This is a genomic window from Catellatospora sp. IY07-71 (genome assembly GCF_018326265.1).
Lineage (GTDB): Bacteria > Actinomycetota > Actinomycetes > Mycobacteriales > Micromonosporaceae > Catellatospora.
In genome coordinates this window covers 833,589-854,790 of the sequence record NZ_AP023360.1, presented here as the reverse complement: position 1 = coordinate 854,790, position 21,202 = coordinate 833,589, and the positions used below count along the sequence as shown (strand labels likewise).

The window sequence follows — 21,202 nt, the reverse complement described above, 5'->3', positions numbered from 1 at the left end:
GAATCGCAAGATGATCCTCTTTCCCCGTGATGAATCGCGATCACGTTAGCTGTCGGGGAACCGACACGGATCACCGAAACGGCCAGGATGCGCTGTATAAGGCGTGACATGGAGGTGCCCGGTGCGCTGCGGCGCACCGGGCACGATCGCGTTTGGAGCCCTCGTCACGGGCGGCTCGCTTTAGGTCAGTTCTTCACCCGGGCCAGGCGGGCGTCCGTCGGCACGCCCCACGGCGAGGACACCGTGGGGCTGCTCGTGTCGACGCCGCGCCCGGTGACCCCGCGCAGCCAGGGCGACCCGGCGAAGGTCTTGACCACGACCGGGCCGGGCAGCGGCCGCATGCGGACCGGGCTCCGGAACGGCTCGCGGGCCAGGCAGTTCTTCCCGATGGTGAGGGTGATCTGCTTGACCTGCTCGGTGCCCACCGCGAGGTACGGCGTGCGCCGGTTGCCCAGTCCGAAGTAGGCCCAGCAGACGGTGTCGCCGTGCTGCGCCCTGAGCACCACGGCCCGGTTCGCCGGGACACGCACGCCGCTGCCGCCGGACGCGCCGCTGAGCGTGATCCCGGTGTACGCGTCGTACGCCGTGATCTGCGTGGGAGCCGTCGCGCCGGCGACGGCGACCGGCACCCAGGTGCCGTAGCTCAGCCAGGCGTCCGCACCGGACACCGAGGCCGCGGTGAGGTCGGTGCGCGCGGGAGCGCCCTGCTCTCCGGTGCGGATCGCCGGGCTGGTCACGTCGGAGTAGGTGATCTTCCAGTCGTACGGGCCGAGGTTGTCCAGCCGATACAGCCCGTCACCGGGGCAGCTGTAGAGCTCGGGCCCCGCCGTCGCGCAGGCGGTGGTGGCGAGCTGGCCGTTCTCGGCCCGGCGGAGGGTGCCGGAGATCGCGCGGCCCCGCTGCACGACGATCTCCGGGGCGTCGGTGATCTCGCCCGTCCTCAGGTCGAGGAGGGCGGCGGTGTGCCGGTCGCCGGTGCCGCCGGTGCGGCCGAGCCACTGGGCGCCGATGAGATCGCGCGGCTCGACGAACAGCTGCACCTGGCCCGGCTGGAAGGGCCCCAGCAGCAGCCTGCCGTCGGCGTCCGGCTGGGCGCAGACGCGGTTGTCGGCGAGCTTGTCGCCCCACGTCCCGCGCACCGCGTGCACGCACACCGGCGGGAGCTCGGTCTTGTTGATCGTGTCGCGGTAGGTGGTGGTGATCACCGCCCCGGGCTGGATCCGCAGGGTCACCTTGACGACCTCGCCCGGTCCGGCGACGGCCGAGCTCTGCATCGGGTAGTGGTACGGCTCGTGCGTCACGTAGAGCTGGCGGGGACCCTTCTGCAGGTCCTGCGCCCGTAGGCGGTAGACGCCGCCGTCATCGGCGCAGACGCGGTCGGCCATCTGCACGCACGCGCCGGAGACGGGCGCGCCGGTCACCGCGTCGAGCAGGGTGACCTCGACGACGGCCGGGCCGACGAGGGTCTCGGTGAGCGCCGTGGTCGCGCCGCCGGTGACGGTGACGGTCTGCGCCTCGGCGGCGGTCAGCTTGCCCGGATACCACTGCGCGGGCCGGGACACGCCCGAGGGGACCCGGGGGAGGACCTTCAGCTGGTACTCGCCCTGCGGCAGCTCCGGCAGGTCGGCGGTCCCGTCGAAGCGGACCGGCATGGTGTAGGTCCAGGTGCCGGCGAGGTCGGTGAGGGTCAGCGTGGTGCCCGGGAAGGGCAGCGCGCCGTCGTGGTCGACCACCCGGACGGTCAGCCGCCCCGGCTTGGCGCCCAGCTTGACGTCGAGTGCGGCGGAGCCCACGGTGCGCTGGGTGTACGGCTCCGGGTCGTCGATGCTCCACGTCGTGGCGTAGCCGGGGGCTGTCGTCCGCGTCCACACGGGGATGCCGGTCCGGACGTTCGGGATCTGGTAGCGGCCCTCGCCGTCGGTCCTGGTGCCGCCGAGCGGCAGCATGCCGAGACCGAACAGGTCGACCCGGGCGTCCGCGACGGGCGTGCCCGCCGCGGTGACGGTGCCGTGGACGGTGGACATCTCCGGCAGCGCGGGCATCGGGTCCACCGCGCGGAACTGCTCCGTGAGCTCGACCGTGCCGCCCTCGGTGACGGTGACGGTGGCGGCCTCCGCACGATCGGCCTTGCCGGGATACCACTGCGTGGCGTAACCACTGCCGCCGAAGGCGACCTGGTATTCCCCGGCGGGCACGCCGGCTCGGACGAAGGAGCCGCCGTCGAGCGTGGTGACGACCACGACGGCCTGGGTCGCGCCCGGCCGGTACAGGCGGACCGCGCCGTACCAGGCCGCGCCGCCGTCCTGGCGGGTCAGGGTGCCGCGCACCGTGCCCGTGCGGCGCTCGATCGCGAAGTCGGCGACCACGGCGGTGCCGAAGGTGCTGACGCCGGAGGCGAAGGCCCGGTCCATTACACCCGGCCACCACAGGGTCTGCTCCCCGAGCCGGGCCTGCAGGTAGAAGTTGCCCCCTTGGACGTTGTCCATAGTGTAGCCGCCGTCGGCGTCGGTGCAGGCGTATCCGTGCACCTGGTAGGCGGTGTAGTAGTACGCCGTGACGCAGGCCCCCGCGATCGGCGTGCCGGTCGCGACGTCGGTCACCCGGCCGCTGATCCGGCCGGCGGCGGGCGCGGCGGCGCGCGGCGCCGCGGCCGTGGCGGGTGACGGTGCCGCGGCGGCGGGTGACGGTGCCGCCTGTGACGATGCCGGAATCACGACGGCCGCGGCCAGTATGGCCAGCGCCGCCAGCGCAGCTCTGCGCATGGAGCCTCCCCGTGTGAGCGGCGCTCACCTTAGCGGGTCGCCGCAGGTCATGAAGCAGTTGGGCTGTGCCGGTGCACCGAGGCGCACCGGCACGGCCCAGGTTCGACCCGCCGCGACGGGTCAGTGCCGTTCTAGGGCTTGACCCGGGCAAGCCGGGCGGCCGTGGGCACACCCCACGGCGAGGCGGCCCCGCCACCCGTCACCGCGGTGCTCGTGCCGGCCGAACCGGCCGGGGCGGCGGCGAACATCGTGGCGGGCACCGGACCCGGCAGCGGTGCGACCGGCCCGGTCAGCCGCACCGGCTCCCGGTTCAGGCAGTTCTTGGCCGGGTCGATGCGGAACGGGCTGAGCGGCTCCGTGCCGACCATGTAGTACGGCGTGCTGCCCTTCCGGGTGGACAGGTGCGCCCAGCAGCTGAGCGGGTTCTGGGCGCTGCCATACCGCAGCCGGAAGACCACGATCCGGTTCGCCGGCAGCGCCAGCGTGCCCCCGCTGGTGCTGTATAGCAGGCGTCCGGTGTACGCGTCGAACGCGTCGATCTCGCTGTTCACGTTGCCGTTGTCGATGTTGTAGACCGAGGTGCCCGGGATGAGCTTCACCCAGGCGGGGGTGCTCTGGCCGACCTTCACGGTGAAGTTGCCCGGCGCTCCGGCCTCGCCCGTGCGTACGCGGTAGAAGGCCCCGCCCTGGTAGGTGAGCGTCCAGGTGTAGGGCCCGAGGTACGGGATGCTGAAATAGCCCCCGTCCTCGGCGCAGGACGACATCCGGGGCGCGACCTCGGCGCAGCCGAACAGGGCGTCGTCACCGTTCGGGAACTGGATGCGGCCGTCGATCCGGCCGTAGCCCAGCGCGACGATGTTCGGGGCGGTGGTGATGAAGCCGGCGTGCAGGTCCAGTGTTGCCGCCGTGCGCCGGTCGCCCGTGCCGCCGAGGTGACCCAGCCACTGCGCACCCGTCGTGACGGTCGGGTGCACGAAGAGCTGGACCCGGCCGGGGTGGAAGGGGCCGAGCAGCACCTTGTTGCCGGGGGTGAGCGATCCGCAGACCTTGTCGTCCTCCGCGATCACGTCGCCCCAGACGCCGCGTACGGCGTCCACGCAGACCCCGGACGAGCCGTCATGCCCGGTCTTGTCCTCGTAGGCCGCGGCCACGACCGCGCCCGGCTGCATGGGCACCGTGACCTTGACCAGCTGACCCGGCTTGGCGTCGAAGGAACTGGTCGTGGTGAAGTGGTAGGGCAGGTGCTCGACCTGGAGCGAATGCTTCTTGACCTCCCAGCCGACGTCGGCGCGGCGGATGCCGTCGGCGTCGGTGCAGGCGTCCACGTCGGCGATGGACATGCAGGCGTCCTTGATGGGCGCGCCGGTGACCGCGTCCACCACCTTCACCTCGACCCGGCCGGGGCCGAGCAGCGAGGTGGCGAGTTCGGTGGTCTGCCCGTCCGAGACGGTGATCACCTCGGCGGAGGCCTCGTCGAGCGCGGCCGGATACCACTGGGTCGCCCGGATCGGGTCGGCCGCCGGCGTGATCTTGAGCTTGTACCGCCCCGCCGGCAGGTTCGGCAGGTCGATCGTCCCGTCGAACCGGACCGGCAGGGTGTAGTCCCAGCTGTAGCCGGTGTCGACCATCTTGAGCAGAGCGGTGGCGGTGGGCACGAGCGACCCGCCGTCATGGTCCCGGACCGTCACCCGCAGGCCGCCGGAGCCGGGCCGCAGGCGGGTGGGCGGAAGCATGACCTGCCCGATCATCGGCTCGGGATCGTCGAATCCCCAGACCGTCGCGTATCCGGGCGCCGAAACCGTGGTGATCAGGCGCAGGTCGGACGGCAGCGGCAGCCGCCACTCGCCGTCGGCGGCGGTCTGCACGGTGCCCCAGTGGACGAGCGACTGGCTGTACAGGCTGACCGTGGCGCCGGCCACCGGCGCGCCGTCGGGCTGGGCCGTGATGTAGCCGCGGTGCAGCAGTTCCGTGGGCGCCGGTGGCATAGGGTCGGCCGGCAGGAAGCGCTCGGCGATCTCCACGGTGCCGTTCTCGGTGATCTCGACGGCCGTCGCGGCACCCACGTTCGGCACGCCCGGGTGCCATTCCGTGGTGTTGTAGCCGCTGCCGCCGTAGGAGACGAGATAGCGACCGACCGGCAGCGACCAGGTGAAGGCGCCGTCCCGGGCGATCATCATGCCGATCCGGGTCCCGGGAGCGCCCTCGCGGTACAGCGAGACGTTGGCGAACTTGGCGGGCGTGCCGTCCTGGCGGCTGACCGTGCCGCGCAGCATGCCGTGCCGCTGCTCGACGACGAGGTCGACGGTCACGGTCTCGCCGGTGGTCACCCCGATGTGCGTGGCGGTGACCCGGTCCAGCCGGTCCGGCGCCCAGGTGGTGTGCCCGCCGGCGTCGGCGCGCAGGTAGATGACGCTGTTGCGGGCGTTGTCGATGCGGTAGCGGCCGTCGTCGCCGGCGCAGGCGCGGCCGAGGGTCTGCAGGCTGGCGGCGACCGCGGTCACGCAGGCGCCGGGCAGCGGCGCGCCGGCGCCGTCGGTGACCTTGCCGGTGATGACGCCGGTCAGCGGCGCGGCGGCCTGCGCCGTCACCGGTGCGGCGGCGGGCGCGGCTTGCTGCGGGACGGCCTGGGCGGTGGACGATGGGATCACGACGGCCGCGGACGACAGAGCCAGCGCGGCCAGTGCGCGAGCGCGCATGGCGGGTTCCTCCCCGTGAGAAATCGGCCTCACCCTAGCGGATCTTGCCCAGCGCGGAATCCTCCGTGCGTACCGGTACTCGCGCACCGCCCGGTGAGGGGGCAGGATGGTGCGCATGAGCATTCCCGGCGCGGGGCTGGGCAAGGGGCTGGCGGTCACGCTGAAGACCCTCGTCTCGCCGTCGACGACGCAGCAGTATCCGGATGTGGCTCCCGAGCTGCCGCCGCGCTCGCGGGGCGTGATCGCCCTGCGCGAGGAGAACTGCACGGTCTGCATGCTCTGCTCGCGCGAGTGTCCGGACTGGTGCATCTACATCGATTCGCACAAGGAGGAGGTCGTGGTGCCCGGCGCGGCGCGCCCGCGGCAGCGCAACGTCCTCGACCGGTTCGACATCGACTTCTCGCTGTGCATGTACTGCGGCATCTGCATCGAGGTGTGCCCGTTCGACGCCCTCTACTGGTCGCCGGAGTTCGAGTACGCCGAGTACGACATCCGCGACCTGATGCACGAGAAGGACCGGCTGGGGGAGTGGATGGCGACGGTGCCGCCGCCGCCCCCGCACGACCCGAACGGCGAGCCGTCGAAGGAGGAGACCGCCGTGGCCAAACGCGCGAGCGCCTCGTGACGCTCATGGACGTCCTGCTGTCGGTGACCGGGCTGGTCGCGGTGGCGGGCGCGGCCGCGGTGGTCATCACCAAGCAGCTGGTCCGGGCCGGGCTCTGGCTCGTCGTCGCGCTGGGCGCGGTCGCCGTGGAGTTCCTGCTGCTCGGCGCGGAGTTCGCGGCCTGGGTGCAGGTGCTCATCTACGTCGGCGCGGTGGTGGTGCTGCTGCTGTTCGCGGTGATGCTGACCCGCGCGCCGATCGGGCGCAGCTCCGATCTGGACCGGCCCGCGCTGCCCGCCGTGCTGCTCGGCGCGGCCACCGCGCTGGGCCTGTCCGCGCTGTTCGTGGTGGTCTTCGGGCGGCTGCGGGTGGACCCGCCCGTGCCGGGCACCGCCGAGCGCATCGGCGACACCGTGTTCAAGGACTGGGTGCTGCCGTTCGAGGTGCTGTCGGTGCTGCTGCTGGCCGCACTGGTGGGCGCGATCGTGCTGTCCCGCCGGGAGACCGCGGTGGCGGGGGAGGAGCCGCGATGATCCGTCCGGTGATCCCGCTGGTGACCGCCGCGCTGCTGTTCGGCCTCGGGGTGTACGGCGTGCTGCGGCGGCGCAACGCGGTGCTGGTGCTGATGTCGGTCGAGCTGATGCTCAACGCGGTGAACCTGATCCTGGTCACCGGCGACACGCTGCGCGAGCGCCTCACCGGCCAGGTCTTCACGCTGTTCGTGATCGTCCTGGCGGCGGCCGAGGTGGGCGTCGGCCTGGCGCTGGTGCTGCGGCTGTTCCGGCTGCGCCAGGACATCAACACCGACCAGGTGCCGCTCGACGAGGCTGCCGAGGCGCCCGCCGAGCCCGCACCCGCGCTCGACGGGGAGCTGCGATGATCGTGACGCTGGTGCTGACCCCGCTGGTGTGCGGGTTGGCCGGCCTGCTGCTGCCGCAGCGCAACCGCCTGGCCGCGGGTGCCCTGGGCATCTTCGGCGCGGCGGCCGCGCTGGTGCTGACGGTGCTGGCGCTGGCCGGGGAGGAGCGCGGCGGCCGGGCCCACCAGCTGGCGCGGTTCGGTGACCTCGACGTGTCGTTCGCCCTGCTGGTGGACACCCGGGCGCTGCTGATGGCGCTGGCGGTGGCCGTGGTCGCGCTGTGCGTGCAGGTGTATTCGACCGGTTATCTCGCCGGGGACGGGCGCTACGGCCCGTACGCCGCGCAGATCTCGATCTTCACCGGCGCGATGCTGACCGTGGTGTTCTCCGGCGACCTCATCTCCCTGCTCATCGGCTGGGAGGTGATGGGCGCCTGCTCGTACCTGCTCATCGCGCACGACCGCACGCTGCCCGAGGCGCCCCGCGCGGCGGTGAAGGCGTTCCTGGTCACCCGGGTCGGCGACGTCGGCTTCCTGCTCGGCATCGTGCTGCTCGGGGTGCAGGCGGGCACCTTCCGCATCGTGGACGTGCTGGACGCGGTGCCCGGGATGAGCCCGGCGCTGGTCACCACCGCGGCGCTGCTGCTGCTGGCCGGGGTGGCCGGCAAGAGCGCCCAGTTCCCGCTGCACACCTGGTTGCCGGACGCGATGGCCGGCCCGACGCCGATCTCGGCGCTCATCCACGCCGCCACCATGGTCGCCGCCGGTGTGTACGTGGTGACCCGCCTTTTCCCGGTTTTCGCGGCTTCCCCGACCGCGCTGGCCGTGATGGCGGCGATGGCGGGGGTGACGCTGCTGCTCGGCGCGCTGGCCGCGACCGCCGCCGACGACATCAAGCGGGTGCTGGCCTGGTCGACGGTGTCGCAGCTGGGCTACATGATGGCGGCGCTGTCCGCCGGGGCGCTCGACGCGGCCATGTTCCACCTGCTCGCGCACGCCGCGTTCAAGGCGTTGCTGTTCCTCTGCGCCGGTTCGGTGATCCACGCCGTGGGCAGCAACCTCATGTCGCACATGGGCGGGCTGCGCCGCTCGATGCCGGTGACGTTCTGGACCATGACGATCGGCCTCGGCGCGCTGATCGGGCTGCCGCCGTTCGCCGGGTTCTTCAGCAAGGAGGCCGTGGTCGCGGCGCTGCACGAGCGGCCCGCGCTGTGGCTGGCCGCGCTGCTCGGCGTCGTCCTGACCGCCTGGTACTCGACGCGGCTGTGGCTGCTCACCTTCTTCGGCCCGGCGCGCGACGCCGCCGTGCACGGGCACGAGCCCGGCTGGGCCATGCGCGGCACGCTGCTGGTGCTCGCGGTGCCCGCTGCCGGGCTGGGCGTGGGCGCGCTGGCCGCCGGCTACGAGCTGGCCCACCTCGGAGTGGAGCTGGTGCTGCCGCTGCTGCTGGCCGTGCTCGGCGTCGCGGTGGCCTGGTGGGGCTGGCGGCGCGTGGACGCGGGCGACCCGGCGGCGGTGCTCGGCAAGGCCGGGCCGTTCCTCGCGGGCGGGCTGGGTCTCGACACGGTGCAGGACCGTGTCATCGTCCGGCCGGTACGCGCGCTCGCCCGCGCGATCACCGCGGTGGACGTGTCCGGGGTGGACGGCGCGGTCAACGGCCTCGGCCGGGCCACCGCCGGTGCGGGCGCCGGGCTGGCCGCCTGGCACCGTGCCGCGCTGCCCCGCGCGCTGGCCGGTGTCCTGATCGGGGCGGTGGTCGTGACGGTGACGGCGGTGGTGTTCACGTGAGCGGCCGGAACATTCCTGAGATCTCCCGGGACAGCGCCGGGCGCAGCGAGGTGACGGCATGACGAACTCGGCATTCCTGCTGGTGGGGGTGCTGGCCGTGCCGCTGCTCGGCGCGGTGGCCGCGCTGCTGCTGCGCGGCCGGGCCGGCATCGTGGCCGCGACGGTCGCGTCGGTGCTCACGCTGCTGCTGACCGTGCCCATGTTCACCACGCGCGGGCTGGTCAAACCCGCCGGGCGCGGCCCGCAGCTGTGGCACGAGGCCGACTGGTCCTGGGTGCCCGCGCTGGACCTGCGGCTGCACCTGGGCGTGGACGGCATCTCGTACCCCCTGGTCGTGCTGACCGCGCTGCTCACCGTGCTGTGCTGCGGCTACCTGCTGTGGCAGCGGCCGGAGCGGGCGGGTCTGCTGGCCGCGCTGCTGCTGGTGATCGAGGTGGGCATCCTCGGCACCTTCCTCGCCGTCAACCTGGTGCTGTTCTTCCTGGCGTTCGAGGTGGTGCTGCTGCCGATGGCGGCGGTCATCGCCGGATGGGGCGGGCCCGCCCGCCGCGCCGCCGCGCTGAAGTTCGCCCTCTACACCCTGGCCGGATCGGTGCTGCTGCTGGTCGGCGTGGTCGCCGTGGTGGTGCAGACCGGCACCGCGGACCTGGTCAGCCTCACCGCCGCGCCGACCCTGTCGCACACCGCGCAGCTGTGGATCTTCGGGCTGTTCGCGCTCGCGTTCGCGGTGAAGAGCCCGCTGTGGCCGCTGCACACCTGGCTGCCCGACGCGCACACCGAGGCGCCGACCGTGGGCAGCGTCGTGCTGGCCGGGGTGCTGCTGAAGATGGGCACGTACGGCCTGATCCGGGTCGGGCTCGGGGTGACGCCGGAGGGCGCCGCCGCGTTCGCCCCGGCGCTGGGCGTGCTTGCCGTCGCCGCGATCCTGATCGGGTCGCTGGTGTGCCTCACCCAGACCGAGCTGAAGCGGCTGATCGCGTACTCGTCCGTCGGCCACATGGGCTTCGTGCTGCTCGGCATCGCCACGCTCAGCGAGATCGGCGTGCAGGCCGCGCTCCTCGGCAACATCGCGCACGGCCTGCTCACCGGCCTGCTGTTCTTCCTCGCCGGGGCGATCAAGGACCGGGCGCACACCGGCCTGCTGGCCGACCTGGGCGGCCTGCGCGAGCGGCAGCCCTGGCTGGCGGGCGTGCTCGGCTTCGCCGCGCTGGGCAGCCTCGGCCTGCCCGGCCTGGCCGGCTTCTGGGGCGAGGCGTTCGCCGTGGTCGCCGCGGTGCAGCGGGGCGGCACCCTGTGGACCGTGCTGGCCGTGCTCGCCGCGATCGGCGGGGCGCTGACCGCGGCGTACCTGCTGCGCCTGCTGCGCCGGGTCAGCCACGGCCCGCAGGCCGCGGTGCTGGCCGGCGCGCCCGAGGCCCGCACCCCCGAACTGGCCGCCTGGTCCCCGCTGGTGCTGCTGGCGCTGCTGCTCGGCGTCGCGCCGATGCTGGTGCTGGAGCTGTCGGCGAGTGCGGTGTCCGCCCTGACGACGGGAGCGCCGTGAACCTTCAGATGATGCTGCCGCTGCTGGTCGCGGCCGGGACGGCGCTGCTGGCACTGGTCGTGGACCTGTTCACCCAGCCCCGCTGGCGCTGGCCGTACGCGGTCGCGCTGGCCGGGGCCGTGCTCACCGCCGCGGCCGCGTTCGCCGTGCAGCCGCGCCAGATCGGCACCTTCTGCGCCGGGCTGGCCGCGCCCGGCGGCACCGAGGTCATGCCGGTGGACTGCGCGTACGTCTACGACGCGCGCGCCCGGCTGATCACCGTGCTGGTCGCCGCGCTGACCGTGGGCGCGCTGCTGCTCTACGCCCCGGCGCTGCGCCGCGGTGACGCGCCCGCGGGCGAGACGGTGTTCCTGTTCGCCTGCGCGATGACCGGCGGCGTCGCGCTGGCCGCCGCCGGTGACCTGATCACCCTGATCGTGGCCCTGGAGACGCTGACCGTGCCGCTGTACGCCCTGGTGGCGCTGCACCGGCGGCGGGCCGGCACGGCCGCGGCGGCGGCGGTGACGTTCTTCGCCACCAGCGTGGTCGCCACCGCGGTGACCCTGCTCGGCGCCGCGCTGCTCTACCTGGCCTCGGGCACGGTGCAGCTGCGCGGGCTGGTCTCCGCGCCGCTGTTCGCCGGGGACGACTGGCGGCCCGTCGCGCTGACCGGCCTGGCGCTGATCCTGGTCGGGCTCGGCTTCAAGGTCGCGGCCGTGCCGCTGCACGCCTGGGCGCCCGCCACGTACGAGGGCGCGCCGGTGCCCGTCGCCGCGTTCCTGTCCACCGCCTCCAAGCTCGGCGGCGTGGCCGCCATCCTGATCGTGGTGGACGGGGTGCTGGCCACCGGCGCGGCGGGCGACGACCGGAGCATGTTCGTCACGGCCGGGATCACCCTGGCCGTGCTCGCGGCGCTGTCCATGCTGGTCGGCACCCTGGTCGCGCTGCGCCAGCGCCGCACCGTACGGCTGCTGGCCTGGTCGTCGGTGGCGCAGGCCGGGTTCATTCTCGCGCCGCTGGGCGGCCTCGCCGGGCTCGCACTCGCCGGTCCGGTTGACGGGCTGCTCGACGCGGCGCTCGTCTACACCGTCTTCTTCCTGGTGCTGGAGCTGGCCGCGTTCAGCGCGGTGGTGGCGCTGCGGCCGGGCGCGGCCGACGGCGGCACCCTGGCCGACCTGCACGGGCTGGGCCGCGGTGCGCCCTGGCGGGCCGCCGCGCTGACCTTCGCGCTGGTCGGCCTGGCCGGGCTGCCGCCGATGCTGGCCGGGCTGTTCGCCAAGATCACGGTGATCCAGGCGCTGCTCAGCGTCGACTCCTACCGGCTGGCCCTGCTGGTGGCCCTCGTCTCCGTCATCGGCCTCGCCGTGTACTGGCGACCCGTCGCGGCCCTCTACCGCGCCGCCGACACTCCGGCCGAGGCCGCCGGGGTCTCCTGGGCTCCTGCCACGGCGCTGACGCTGGCCACCGCCGCCGGAGTGGTGCTCACCGTGGCGCCGCAGCTCGTCTACGCCGCCGTCACCGCCTGGCGGTGACCCCGCGCACAGCTGAAGCGCCCAGGCCGAGTTCGCGGCCTGGGCGCTTTCGCATGCGGCCGCGATTAGGCTGATTGTCAGCATGTTCCCAGCTCATATCGGGAAGGTGGATACCGGAGGCATCCGTTGCAACTGATGCGCGGCCCACGCCGCGCTATCGACGGAGGGAAGGTATGCACAGCCACAACGGTCTGAAGACGGCAGCGCTGCTCGGCCTGCTGACCGGCATCATCCTGGCGATCGGCTACTGGCTCGGGGGCAGCACGGGCCTGTTCATCGCGGTGATCGTGTCGCTGCTGATGAACGGGGTGAGCTACTTCTTCTCGGACAAACTCGCGCTGCGCTCGATGCGCGCCCAACCGGTCAGCGAGGCGGAATTCCCCCAGCTGTACCAGATGGTGCGCGAACTCTCCCAGCAGGCGGGCCAGCCCATGCCCCGCCTGTACGTCAGCCCGACCATGCAGCCCAACGCCTTCGCCACCGGCCGCAACCCGGAACACGCCGCGGTCGCGGTGACCGAGGGCATCACCCGCATCCTCGACTACCGCGAGCTGCGCGCGGTCATCGGCCACGAGCTGTCGCACGTGTACAACCGCGACATCCTCATCTCCAGCGTCGCCGGCGCGCTCGCCGGCATCATCACCATGCTGGCCAACCTCGCCTGGTTCCTGCCGATCGGCGGGGACGACGAGGACGGCCCCAACCCGCTGGCCATGCTCATGATGCTGATCCTGGGCCCGATGGCGGCGACCGTCATCCAGCTCGCGATCAGCCGCAGCCGGGAGTTCCAGGCCGACGCGTCCGGCGCCCAGCTGACCAACGACCCGCTCGCGCTGGCCAGCGCCCTCAAGAAGATCCACATGGGGGTACAGCAGCTGCCGCTGCCCGCCGAGGGCCAGCTCGCCAGCTCCGCCCACCTGATGATCGACAACCCGCTCAAGGGCGGTGGCCTGGCGAACATGTTCTCCACCCACCCGCCCATGGCGGAGCGGGTGCGGCGCCTGGAGGCGATGGCCGCCAGCTCCGGTCCGATCCAGTACATGCGCTGACGTCGCTGTCACCGAAAGGCCCCGCGCTGTTGGCGGGGCCTTTCGCTATGGCGTGGACCCGATAGGCTGCGCGCCATGTCGCAGCCGAGGCTCGCCCTGTCGATCGGTGTACCCACCGGCATCAAGATCTTCGCCACCGTGGTGGCCGCCTTCATGATCGCCGGAAGCGTGCTGGTCGCGGTGCTCGCGTTCGGCTTCTCGTTCTTCGCCCGCACGACCGTGAACTCCACCATCGGCGACGGCGAGTGGCACGTCGACGACAACGGCAACCTGGTCCCCGGCCCCGCCCCCGACCCCGGCTCCAGCCTCGCCGACGGCGTCAGCCTCATCGGCCTCGCCGGTGCCGCGTGCGCACTGCTCGTCATCCTCGTCGCCGGCTACCTCGTGCTGCGGGTATGGCGCACCGCCGCCTGGCTGGAGGGCACCGTGCTCACCGTGCGCGGCGCGCTCGGCAGCAAGACCGCCGACCTGGCCACCTCGATCGTCACCGGCGGCTCCCAGCTGCAGGCCGTCGGCACCGGCGAAGCACGCAGCTACCACCGCGTGCAGGTGCTCCACGCCGCCGACCCGCGCTCCGGCGTGCAGCTCACCCTGCCCCTGCGCGGCGCGGGACTCGCCATGCTGCCCGCCACGCAGCTCACCGCGCTCGCCGACGCCATCACACGGGGCCGCCCCCGTACGGAGGCGACGGAGAGCTCGTTCGTGGTCGCCGAGCGCCTGCGCGACTTCGCCCGCGACCCCTTCGTCTGAGCGCCGATCGTCCGTCTGCCGAGCCGAGCTGCCGGAGGGCGCTGCGCGGTGACGGCTCGCGCACCGTTGGTGGCCGAGCCGATCCCGGGGCGGCCCGGAAACCGGTCGAACGCCCCTGCCGGGCACGAAACGGCACCGGGTTTCTCGGTTATCGATGGGGATCCCACGGGGCCAGACTGCGGCGGTGACGAATCTCCCTCCCCACGGCCCGCAGCACACCCAGCAGTGGTACCTGCCGCCCAGGGCCCCGCGGCGGGGCTTCCTCGCGAGCCTGCGCGTAGGCCAGAAAGCCCTCCTGCTCTTCGGCGGCGGCTTCGTCGCCATGCTGCTCGCCTGCTGCGGCGGGCTCGTCGTCGTCGGCGCCTTCACCGACCCGCCGCAGGACGCCGGGCGCCCCGCCGGCCAGGCCGCGCCCGCGGCGGTGGTGAACAGCGAGCCCTCCCCGTCGCCGTCCGCCGTGGCCGAGGCCGGTGAGGTCACTCCCGCGCCGAGCGCGTCGGCTCTCGTGGAGAAGCGCACCGTCACCGAGACGGCCGCGATTCCGTACTCGACCCGCCGGGTCAACGACCCGAACCTGGCCAAGGGCAAGACGAAGGTCAAGACGGCGGGCGTGAACGGCGTGAAGACGCGCACCTACGAGGTGACCTACACCGACGGCGTGGAGACCGCGAAGACACTGGTCAGCGAGGTGGTCACCAAGCAGCCGGTCACCAAGGTCATTCTCGTGGGCACCAAGCCGACGTCCTCGTCCTCCTGCGACCCGAACTACGCCTGGGCCTGCGTGCCCATCGCCTCCGACGTCGACTGCGCCGGGGGCAGCGGCGACGGGCCTGCGTACGTCACCGGTCCGGTGAAGGTCATCGGCACCGACATCTACAAGCTTGACCGCGACGGCGACGGGATCGGCTGCGACTGAGCCCAGCCCCGTCGGCTGATCGAGGCTCCCGCCCTGCCGCGTCGGCGGCATCGCGGGAGCCTCGCTCGTCACCTGCGATGCCCGGGGGGCGGCTCAGGAGCCGTCCGGCTCCCAGCGCAGGAGCTGGCGGTGGTGGCTGAAGCCGTTGCGAAGGTAGAAGTCGACCGCGCGGCGGCCGGAGTGGACGGTCACGTGCAGCAGCCCCCGCTTGCGGGCCTCGGCGAGGATCCCGGCCATCAGCGCGCCGCCGATGCCGCGGCCGCGGTGCTCCTCGCGGACCATGACGGACTGGACGTCGCCGTACCACCGCTGCGGCGACCCGTTGCCGGGCACCCGTTCCGCGACGAGCAGCCAGGCGGAGCCGACCACGCGCCCGTCGAGCTCGGCGACGAACGGCAGATGCGTGTCCGCGTGGGCGGTCACCCAGGCGGCGAACGGCTCGAGCTGGTCCCCGTCGATGCCGCGCAGTTCGGCGAGCGCCGCCACATCCGCCCCGCCTGCTCGTCGCACGATCACCTGGCGGAGTCTAGGCGAGCCTGCCGCAGCACATCGGCTCCGGAGAACCTTTGCGGAATATCGCAGACGCCGACCCGCTGCCGTAGATGTATGCCCTGTCGACAGGCTGGCGACGCGTCCGACTGGCCCGTACCGTCTGAGGCAGTGACCCTCGTGTGGGAGGTGCTTCGATGAGCGCGGATTCGTTCGGTGCCAGGCTGCGCGGCCACCGGGAGCGGGCTGGCAAGACACGCGCCGTCCTGGGCGGACTCGTCGGCAAGTCCGAGGAGTGGGTCAAGGCTGTCGAGAACGGCCGTATCCTGCAGCCCCGCCTGCCGATGTTGCTGCGCCTCGCCGAAGTTCTCGGCGTCGTCGACCTGGCTGACCTCACCGGCAGCGCCTCCGTCCCTGTCGCCGCGGTGACGAAGGCTGCCACCGTGCCTGGAGAGCGTGTCGTCAACGTCATGACCACGCACACCCGCCCGGCGGCCAGCGGCGAGCCGAACGTCGACCGGTTCCTCGGCCGCGTCGACCAGGCATGGCAGCTGTGGAACACCGCTCCGGCAGGCAAGGCAGCGATCGCGGCGGTGCTGCCCGAGCTGCTCATCGACGGGCGCTCGACCGTCGCCCAGCTTGAGGGCCGGGCGCGGCGACGTGCCAGCACCGGTATCGCCCGTACTTATCACCTGACGCAGCAGCTGTTCGCGTTCAGCCCACACGTCGAGATGGTGTGGCTGTCCGCCGACCGCGCCATGAGCGCGGCACAGGACGCCGACGACCCGGCGGCGATCGCCGCGGCGGCGTGGTACTACTCGCACGTCTACCGCTCGTCGGGTCAGCTGGGCAAGGCGCACGAGGTCGTCGAGCAGGCCGCGGCCGACCTCGACCCGCGAGCCGGACATGCCGAGCAGACGGCCCGGTGGGGGAAGCTGCAGCTGGCCGCGGCCCGCACGCATAGCAAGGCGGGCGACGAGGGCATCGCCTGGCGGTGCTGGGACCGGGCGAAGCAGGCCGCCGATGCGCTCCCCGATGGCTACGTACACCCGTGGCTGATGTTCGGCGCCGCCGAGGTCGCAGCGACCGCGGTCGGGATCGAGGTCGACCTGTTCCACCCGGGCCGGGCGATCCGCCGGGCTGCCACGCTCGACCTGACCGGCCTGCCCGCGCACCGGCGTGCGGCGGCGTTCATCGACATCGCCCGTGCCTACCAGCTGACAGGCGATCCGGTGGGACTGGTGCACATGATCGGCAAGGCGCTGCGTGAGAACGTCGATGTCACCGAACGGGACCCGTTCGTGCGGCAGGCGATCCTGGACCTGGTCGACAACGGCGGTCCGGTCCGCGATGACGCGCGAGAGCTTGCCCTGGCCGTTGGCCTGCTTCGGTAGTCGTACCACAGGTACGGTTCGTACCTCTTGCTATGCATAGACGCTCATACCGTCGCCGTAGCCGATTCGTGACGGGATCGGCACCGGGCGCATGCCCGGCCATGACCGGCGTCGGGGTGGGTGCGACCGCACCTCCGCCCGCCCCGACGCCCTTGTGCGGGAGGGTGACATGTTCGGACGGCAGGAGCTAGACGAGCGGTACAGCGGTGTCAGCACCGCGGAGCGGTATCCGCTGACACCAGCGGAGCCGTTGGCACAGCAGGAGACCGGGCAGGCTTGCACCGTTCAGCAGGCGATTAGCGCGAGCAGGGCGCACCACTGGAACACAACGACGACGGTCCTGCGCACGATCTGTGATCACCTGGTGGGTGGCCGTGACGAGCGTTAGCCAGGCCCGCTGGATCATCTCCAGCGGTGAGGAGGTGTACGTCGGTGACCACGTTGCGCTGGCGCAGCACCCGGACGCTGTCGGCCTGATCGTCGGACTCGACACCGGTCATACCGGCTGGCCAGAAGTGCGGGTCACGGAGGGCCCGAAGCGAGGGCAGGTGCTCAACGTTCTGCCCAGCGACATCCTCGTCAAGGTGCGCCGCTGACGTAGCCACGGATTCCGCCGACGACAACCCCGCCCGACTCGGTTCCGGTGGGGTTGTCACGCGTCGATCTTGTGAGTCGGACACAGTGGGAACGTCCAACGACGGCGACGGAGGTGGGGAGTGGGGTGTGTCATCGGCGAAGACGAGAACGCCGTCAAGGCTGTACAGGGACGGACGAGTCGGCCCGTATGCCGGATTCCGGCCTGAGCAGCTGCCTCGAAGTCGGATAGTTGGCCAACCTGCCCGCGTCCGCTTGGCAACCGCCGCTGCCCGAGCGTGACCGTGTCCTACAGAATCTAGCCGTGACAGGAGATTCGAGAGAGGCGTTCTCATTTGCTGCGGCCCGCACGGCTGGGGTCTACACGCTGGTACGCCGTCGCGAGGACGGCCGGGTGGATCATGCTGGGACGTCCGGCAACGATCACGCACTGTGTGGCATCACCGGTATTGATGTTTACCGGCAGCCGTTCGATCCGAACGTACGCAATGTGTGTCCCGAGTGCCGAGAAGAAGCCGCGCGGACCCCGCCCGAGCCAGTGGTCTCAATTCAGGAGCGGCTCCACGAGATGCTGGAGCCGGCTGAGGGTCCGCTGCGGGACGAGCTGCGCCGACTATTGCGAGCCGGAGCACACGTCGGCCCCTGGACGGGGGGACACGCGCAGACTCTCGCAGAAGGCGTGGTGTTCGACCGAATCATCGAAGGCGCCGACGCGATACGAAAGGCGCTGGCCGCCGCAGCTTCGATCGAACTTATACGGGTAAAGGGAGGCGGCCGGAACTTCCTGGTGGTCGTTCCCCGCGGCGGCTCCCCAGCTGTGGCCGTCCAGCGCCCCGACCCTGACCAATCGCCTGAAACTCGGGACGAGGCATGAACGGGGAGCGCCGTCAAGGCTGCGTTGACGGTGCTCCCCTCATCCGCATCCGATGCCATGCGGTGGCAGGCCGTCTCCAGGCCGTCAAAGGGCGACCTGCGCCGACCAACGATGACCGACGACACCAGAGTTTGCCCAGTTCAGATCATGAGTAGTGCGACCTGGCCAGGGCGGTACGGCCGGACTTACCGGTAGTTGGTGAACTGGAGGGCCACGCCGAAGTCGCCAGCCTTGAGCAGGGCGATGACCTCCTGGAGGTCGTCCTTCTTCTTGCCGGTGACCCGGAGCTGGTCGCCCTGGATCTGCGCCTGCACGCCCTTCGGGCCCTCGTCCCGGATCGCCTTGGAGATCGCCTTGGCCTTCTCCTGGTCGATGCCCTGGATGATCTTGCAGTCGATCTTGTAGGTCTTGCCCGAGGCCTTCGGGTCGCCCGCGTCCAGCGACTTGAGCGAGATGTTCCGCTTGATCAGCTTCTCTTTGAAGACGTCCAGCGCGGCCCGGACCCGGTCCTCGGTGTTCGCCTGGAGCGTGACGCCCTCTTCGCCGGCCCACGCGATGGAGGCTCCCGTGTCGCGGAAGTCGAACCGGGTGCCCATCTCCTTCTCGGCCTGGTGCAGCGCGTTGTCCACCTCCTGCCGATCAACCTTGCTGACGATGTCGAACGACGGGTTAGCTGCCATGCGTACCGTTTTAGCAGATCCAGCGGCGCGGCGTGCCCATGGTCCAACCCGGTTGCACATCGCCGCCCGCGTACCGCTATCCTTATCGAGCCAACGCCGCGAAGGTGGTGCTGGCAGCGCTGTGACCAGGCGGGTTGCCCGAGCGGCCAATGGGAGCGGACTGTAAATCCGTCGCGAAAGCTACAGAGGTTCGAATCCTCTACCCGCCACCAGCAGCAAGAAGAGCCCCTGACCAGGCGAAACCTGGCCAGGGGCTCTTTCGTGTCAGTCCGGCTGAGTCCAGCGGGATACCGCTGAATCCTGGTAGCCGCGTCTAATACGCGTCTAAGTTTTGCGGCAAGATCACAGTGGCTCGGGCTACTTCGGCGGGTCTGCGCCCTCCCCGCCGCGCCAGTGGCGGGCGGTCTGGTCGGCAGGCTGCCAGCACGGCCGACCTTGTTGCCCTGGCGGTCCGGCCTTACCCTCACCCTGTGGATTCACGTCGTCAGCTCTCGTGGCTGCTCGTAGCCGGGATCGCGGCGACCGCGTACACACTCTTCGAGGCTGCCGTCCTCCTGGCCGGTAGAAACCTCCCGTCGGTATCGATGATCGTCGGCATGTCGTTGTGGGTAGTAGCCGCGCCACGAACCCGGCGACTGTGGCTCGGGAACTGGGTCTTCCGCCAGATGTTGAGGGCGCTTCCGACATGGGCTCGGCTGGTGTGGCTCGTCGCCGTGATCGGCACGCCGCTCGTTATGCTCTCGCCCTGGTTTCCAGGCGTAGAAGGTCACGTCACCACACCGGCGATCTTCTCCGTGTGTGGCGTGTTCTTCGCACTCACCTCCGTGTTCGCGACCTGGGCTCGCCTACGCCAAGTCCCGGATGGCTATCCACCCCCAGCAGAGTAATGTCACCATCTGGGCTGAAAGTTCTACATCTGAAGATGTCATTGCCCTCTGAGAGCCACTCGGATGCGACGGAGCGCCAGCTCTTCCTGCCCGTCGATGCACTTGGCGTACACCTTGAGTAGCACCCGCACCGAATTGCCCGCCCACTCGGCGACCTGGGTTGCCGGGACACCGGCGTTCAGCCACAGGCTGAGGCAGGCGTGGCGCAGGTCGTACGGCCTGCCTGCCAGCGGTGAGGCGGCCTCGACCGGCGTAAGCGACTTCTTCCGGACCCGCGCCCACACGGTGGTGTAGGTGTTGTTCGGGATCGTCGTGCCCGGCCAGGTCTCGAAGTAGCGCCCGCCCGGCCCGCGCCGCGTGACGAACATCCGGCCGTCGCGCCCGGGGCGGAACTGCTCGCGGTGCCGGCGGAGCACCGCGACGCCCTCGGGCGGGATCGGCACGCGCCGGGTGGCCTTCTTCCCGCGGTGCTTGAGCTGCCGGGACTCGTGTGCGCCGCCGCCGTCGGTCCAGCCCTCGCCCACGGCCACCGTCGCGCCCGACAGGTGCCACCAGCCCCACGCGTCCGGGTCGCCTGGGTCGGGCAGCTCGCAATGGGCGTCGAGCACGTGCAGCAACTCCTCAGGCCGCAGGCCCGAGTAGTACATGCCTGCGAAGAACCCTTCCAGCTCGGGCGTATCCTCCCGGACGCCAGCCAGCAGCCGCCCGGCCTGCTCGGGGTTGGCGACCACCCGGCGGTCTACCTCGTCGTCGTTTTGCGGCGGGATCCACTTGACCCCGTGGAGCGGGTGCGCAGGCAGGCGGCCCAGCTCGACCGCGTACGCCAGCGCACCGTAGAACACGACCCGCTTGCGGGCGACGGTGCTCGCGGCGGCGGCCGTGCCGTCCATCTTCAGCAGCAGCGTGTCCAGCGCCTTGCGCATGAGTGCCGGGTCGTTCATCGCGGACAGCCGTACGGTGTTCTCGGCCAGCCAGCGGACGGCCGCTTCGTGCTTGGCCGGCGGCGGCCCGGCGGCCCGCTCGTTGGCCTTGAACGCCCAGCCGTACAGCGCGGCCCGGATGTCCGCGCGGCTCGGCGCGCCCCGGTCGGTGGCCAGCAGCGCCTCCGTGACCGTCGCCAGCGACTCGGCGATGCCCTTGCGGTGCTTGCCGGACGCCCGGGGCCACTTCATGTCCACGAACTCGCACGCGTGCTCGTACCAGGTGCGCGAGTTCTGCTCGCGCACCATGCGCTCCGGCAGGCCGCTGGCCTCGTCGAACGGCTGGCCCTCCCGCGCCGCCGTGAGCAGCTTCGCCCGGAACGACTCGGCCAGCGGCTTCGTCTCGAAGGACTTCGCGTGCGGTCGACCGGCGGTCGTCCAGCGCACCCGATAGCTGGTCTTCCGCTTGCCCTTGTACTCGTCGATGTCCCAAAACCGCACGTCGTACGTGCTCACGCGTTCTCCTCGTGCTCGGATAGCCACTTGTCCAGGGCACTGCGCCGCACGCGCAGGCTCCCGTTCGGGTACTTGATCGTCTTGGGCGCTCGGCCGGTCGCCTTCCAGGCGTAGAAGGTCGACTTGGCCACGCCCAACTCGGCGAGAACTTCCTCCAGTTCCATCAGCGGGTCGCGAACGGCCACGCGAGCCATCTCCATCCCTCCCCAGGGTTTGTGGCCGCGAGGAAGCGGCCTGAGAGCCTTTCTGAGCCAAGATCTGTGGTTGGCGCATGTCCAGAGACATGCGCGCGGTGCGTGTGCCCCAGTCCGCCCGGCGGGTTCCGCGCCCTCGGCCCGCCACGCGAGGCGGGATGGCCGGGGGCGGTGACA

Annotated in this window: 18 protein-coding genes and 1 tRNA gene; 13 read left to right on the top strand and 6 right to left on the bottom strand. The window is 71.6% G+C overall.

Features of this window, described 5'->3' with window-relative positions; translation table 11 throughout:
• Positions 1 to 185: 185 nt before the first annotated feature.
• Positions 186 to 2,762: a collagen binding domain-containing protein gene (locus CS0771_RS03930; protein ID WP_212839805.1), complete on the bottom strand. Its 2,577-nt coding sequence runs from the start codon at positions 2,760 to 2,762 to the stop codon at positions 186 to 188.
• A gap of 131 nt (positions 2,763 to 2,893) precedes the next feature.
• Positions 2,894 to 5,458, bottom strand: a complete 2,565-nt coding sequence (locus CS0771_RS03925) for a carboxypeptidase-like regulatory domain-containing protein (RefSeq protein WP_212839804.1) — start codon at positions 5,456 to 5,458, stop codon at positions 2,894 to 2,896.
• Positions 5,459 to 5,564: 106 nt separating this feature from the next.
• On the opposite strand from CS0771_RS03925, the gene CS0771_RS03920 reads away from it, so the two are divergent.
• The 9 genes from CS0771_RS03920 to CS0771_RS03880 all read left to right on the top strand — a co-directional run bounded on the left by CS0771_RS03920 (position 5,565) and on the right by CS0771_RS03880 (position 14,477).
• A complete protein-coding gene (locus CS0771_RS03920; RefSeq protein WP_371821348.1) occupies positions 5,565 to 6,083 on the top strand; it encodes an NADH-quinone oxidoreductase subunit I in 519 nt (172 codons plus the stop codon).
• Positions 6,080 to 6,595, top strand: coding sequence for an NADH-quinone oxidoreductase subunit J (locus CS0771_RS03915; RefSeq protein ID WP_371821347.1), 516 nt, complete (start codon positions 6,080 to 6,082; stop codon positions 6,593 to 6,595). Before CS0771_RS03920 ends, CS0771_RS03915 begins: the two co-directional genes overlap by 4 nt.
• Positions 6,595 to 6,942 (top strand): NADH-quinone oxidoreductase subunit NuoK, encoded by a 348-nt coding sequence (gene nuoK / locus CS0771_RS03910; protein WP_212845602.1) that lies wholly within the window; start codon positions 6,595 to 6,597, stop codon positions 6,940 to 6,942. Before CS0771_RS03915 ends, nuoK begins: the two co-directional genes overlap by 1 nt.
• Complete coding sequence (locus CS0771_RS03905; protein ID WP_212839803.1) at positions 6,939 to 8,708, top strand: NADH-quinone oxidoreductase subunit L; 1,770 nt, start codon at positions 6,939 to 6,941, stop codon at positions 8,706 to 8,708. The genes nuoK and CS0771_RS03905 overlap by 4 nt, the downstream gene beginning before the upstream one ends.
• 58 nt (positions 8,709 to 8,766) lie before the next feature.
• Complete coding sequence (locus tag CS0771_RS03900; RefSeq protein WP_212839802.1) at positions 8,767 to 10,251, top strand: NuoM family protein; 1,485 nt, start codon at positions 8,767 to 8,769, stop codon at positions 10,249 to 10,251.
• An 8-nt stretch (positions 10,252 to 10,259) separates the two neighbouring features.
• Positions 10,260 to 11,762, top strand: coding sequence for an NADH-quinone oxidoreductase subunit N (locus tag CS0771_RS03895; protein WP_212845601.1), 1,503 nt, complete (start codon positions 10,260 to 10,262; stop codon positions 11,760 to 11,762).
• Between the two features lie 173 nt (positions 11,763 to 11,935).
• Positions 11,936 to 12,811: a zinc metalloprotease HtpX gene (htpX, locus tag CS0771_RS03890; protein WP_212839801.1), complete on the top strand. Its 876-nt coding sequence runs from the start codon at positions 11,936 to 11,938 to the stop codon at positions 12,809 to 12,811.
• Positions 12,812 to 12,886: 75 nt separating this feature from the next.
• Positions 12,887 to 13,561: a hypothetical protein gene (locus CS0771_RS03885; RefSeq protein WP_212839800.1), complete on the top strand. Its 675-nt coding sequence runs from the start codon at positions 12,887 to 12,889 to the stop codon at positions 13,559 to 13,561.
• Positions 13,562 to 13,745: 184 nt separating this feature from the next.
• Complete coding sequence (locus tag CS0771_RS03880) at positions 13,746 to 14,477, top strand: G5 domain-containing protein (protein ID WP_244870585.1); 732 nt, start codon at positions 13,746 to 13,748, stop codon at positions 14,475 to 14,477.
• Positions 14,478 to 14,570: 93 nt separating this feature from the next.
• Here the strand turns inward: CS0771_RS03880 and CS0771_RS03875 are convergent, their stop codons facing one another.
• The gene (locus tag CS0771_RS03875; RefSeq protein ID WP_244870584.1) at positions 14,571 to 14,993 is read right to left on the bottom strand and encodes a GNAT family N-acetyltransferase; all 423 of its coding nucleotides are present in this window, start codon (positions 14,991 to 14,993) and stop codon (positions 14,571 to 14,573) included.
• 170 nt (positions 14,994 to 15,163) lie between these two features.
• On the opposite strand from CS0771_RS03875, the gene CS0771_RS03870 reads away from it, so the two are divergent.
• The 3 genes from CS0771_RS03870 to CS0771_RS03860 all read left to right on the top strand — a co-directional run bounded on the left by CS0771_RS03870 (position 15,164) and on the right by CS0771_RS03860 (position 17,828).
• Positions 15,164 to 16,360: a helix-turn-helix transcriptional regulator gene (locus CS0771_RS03870; RefSeq protein ID WP_212839799.1), complete on the top strand. Its 1,197-nt coding sequence runs from the start codon at positions 15,164 to 15,166 to the stop codon at positions 16,358 to 16,360.
• Between the two features lie 374 nt (positions 16,361 to 16,734).
• Positions 16,735 to 16,956 carry a hypothetical protein gene (locus tag CS0771_RS03865; protein ID WP_212839798.1) on the top strand — a complete coding sequence of 74 codons (222 nt, stop codon included), beginning with the start codon at positions 16,735 to 16,737 and terminating at the stop codon, positions 16,954 to 16,956.
• A 302-nt stretch (positions 16,957 to 17,258) separates the two neighbouring features.
• The gene (locus tag CS0771_RS03860; RefSeq protein WP_212839797.1) at positions 17,259 to 17,828 is read left to right on the top strand and encodes a hypothetical protein; all 570 of its coding nucleotides are present in this window, start codon (positions 17,259 to 17,261) and stop codon (positions 17,826 to 17,828) included.
• A gap of 185 nt (positions 17,829 to 18,013) precedes the next feature.
• On the opposite strand, the gene CS0771_RS03855 is transcribed toward CS0771_RS03860, so the two are convergent.
• Positions 18,014 to 18,508: a YajQ family cyclic di-GMP-binding protein gene (locus CS0771_RS03855; RefSeq protein ID WP_203741783.1), complete on the bottom strand. Its 495-nt coding sequence runs from the start codon at positions 18,506 to 18,508 to the stop codon at positions 18,014 to 18,016.
• Between the two features lie 128 nt (positions 18,509 to 18,636).
• Here CS0771_RS03855 and CS0771_RS03850 point away from each other — a divergent pair.
• Positions 18,637 to 18,720: transfer RNA gene (locus CS0771_RS03850), tRNA-Tyr, on the top strand.
• A 713-nt stretch (positions 18,721 to 19,433) separates the two neighbouring features.
• On the opposite strand, the gene xerC is transcribed toward CS0771_RS03850, so the two are convergent.
• Together xerC and CS0771_RS03840 are read right to left on the bottom strand one after the other, a co-directional pair.
• Positions 19,434 to 20,831: a tyrosine recombinase XerC gene (gene xerC, locus CS0771_RS03845; RefSeq protein WP_212839796.1), complete on the bottom strand. Its 1,398-nt coding sequence runs from the start codon at positions 20,829 to 20,831 to the stop codon at positions 19,434 to 19,436.
• Positions 20,828 to 21,016 carry a helix-turn-helix transcriptional regulator gene (locus CS0771_RS03840; RefSeq protein ID WP_371821346.1) on the bottom strand — a complete coding sequence of 63 codons (189 nt, stop codon included), beginning with the start codon at positions 21,014 to 21,016 and terminating at the stop codon, positions 20,828 to 20,830. Before CS0771_RS03840 ends, xerC begins: the two co-directional genes overlap by 4 nt.
• Positions 21,017 to 21,202 lie beyond the last annotated feature (186 nt).

Bases quoted from the DNA above. Each gene is read 5' to 3' on its own strand.
- CS0771_RS03900 (WP_212839802.1), top strand. From the start codon at position 8,767: ATGACGAACTCGGCATTCCTGCTGGTGGGGGTGCTGGCCGTGCCGCTG.
- htpX (WP_212839801.1), top strand. From the start codon at position 11,936: ATGCACAGCCACAACGGTCTGAAGACGGCAGCGCTGCTCGGCCTGCTG.
- CS0771_RS03870 (WP_212839799.1), top strand. From the start codon at position 15,164: ATGAGCGCGGATTCGTTCGGTGCCAGGCTGCGCGGCCACCGGGAGCGG.
- CS0771_RS03885 (WP_212839800.1), top strand. From the start codon at position 12,887: ATGTCGCAGCCGAGGCTCGCCCTGTCGATCGGTGTACCCACCGGCATC.
- CS0771_RS03905 (WP_212839803.1), top strand. From the start codon at position 6,939: ATGATCGTGACGCTGGTGCTGACCCCGCTGGTGTGCGGGTTGGCCGGC.
- CS0771_RS03895 (WP_212845601.1), top strand. From the start codon at position 10,260: ATGATGCTGCCGCTGCTGGTCGCGGCCGGGACGGCGCTGCTGGCACTG.
- CS0771_RS03920 (WP_371821348.1), top strand. From the start codon at position 5,565: ATGGTGCGCATGAGCATTCCCGGCGCGGGGCTGGGCAAGGGGCTGGCG.
- CS0771_RS03925 (WP_212839804.1), bottom strand. From the start codon at position 5,458: ATGCGCGCTCGCGCACTGGCCGCGCTGGCTCTGTCGTCCGCGGCCGTC.
- CS0771_RS03930 (WP_212839805.1), bottom strand. From the start codon at position 2,762: ATGCGCAGAGCTGCGCTGGCGGCGCTGGCCATACTGGCCGCGGCCGTC.
- CS0771_RS03855 (WP_203741783.1), bottom strand. From the start codon at position 18,508: ATGGCAGCTAACCCGTCGTTCGACATCGTCAGCAAGGTTGATCGGCAG.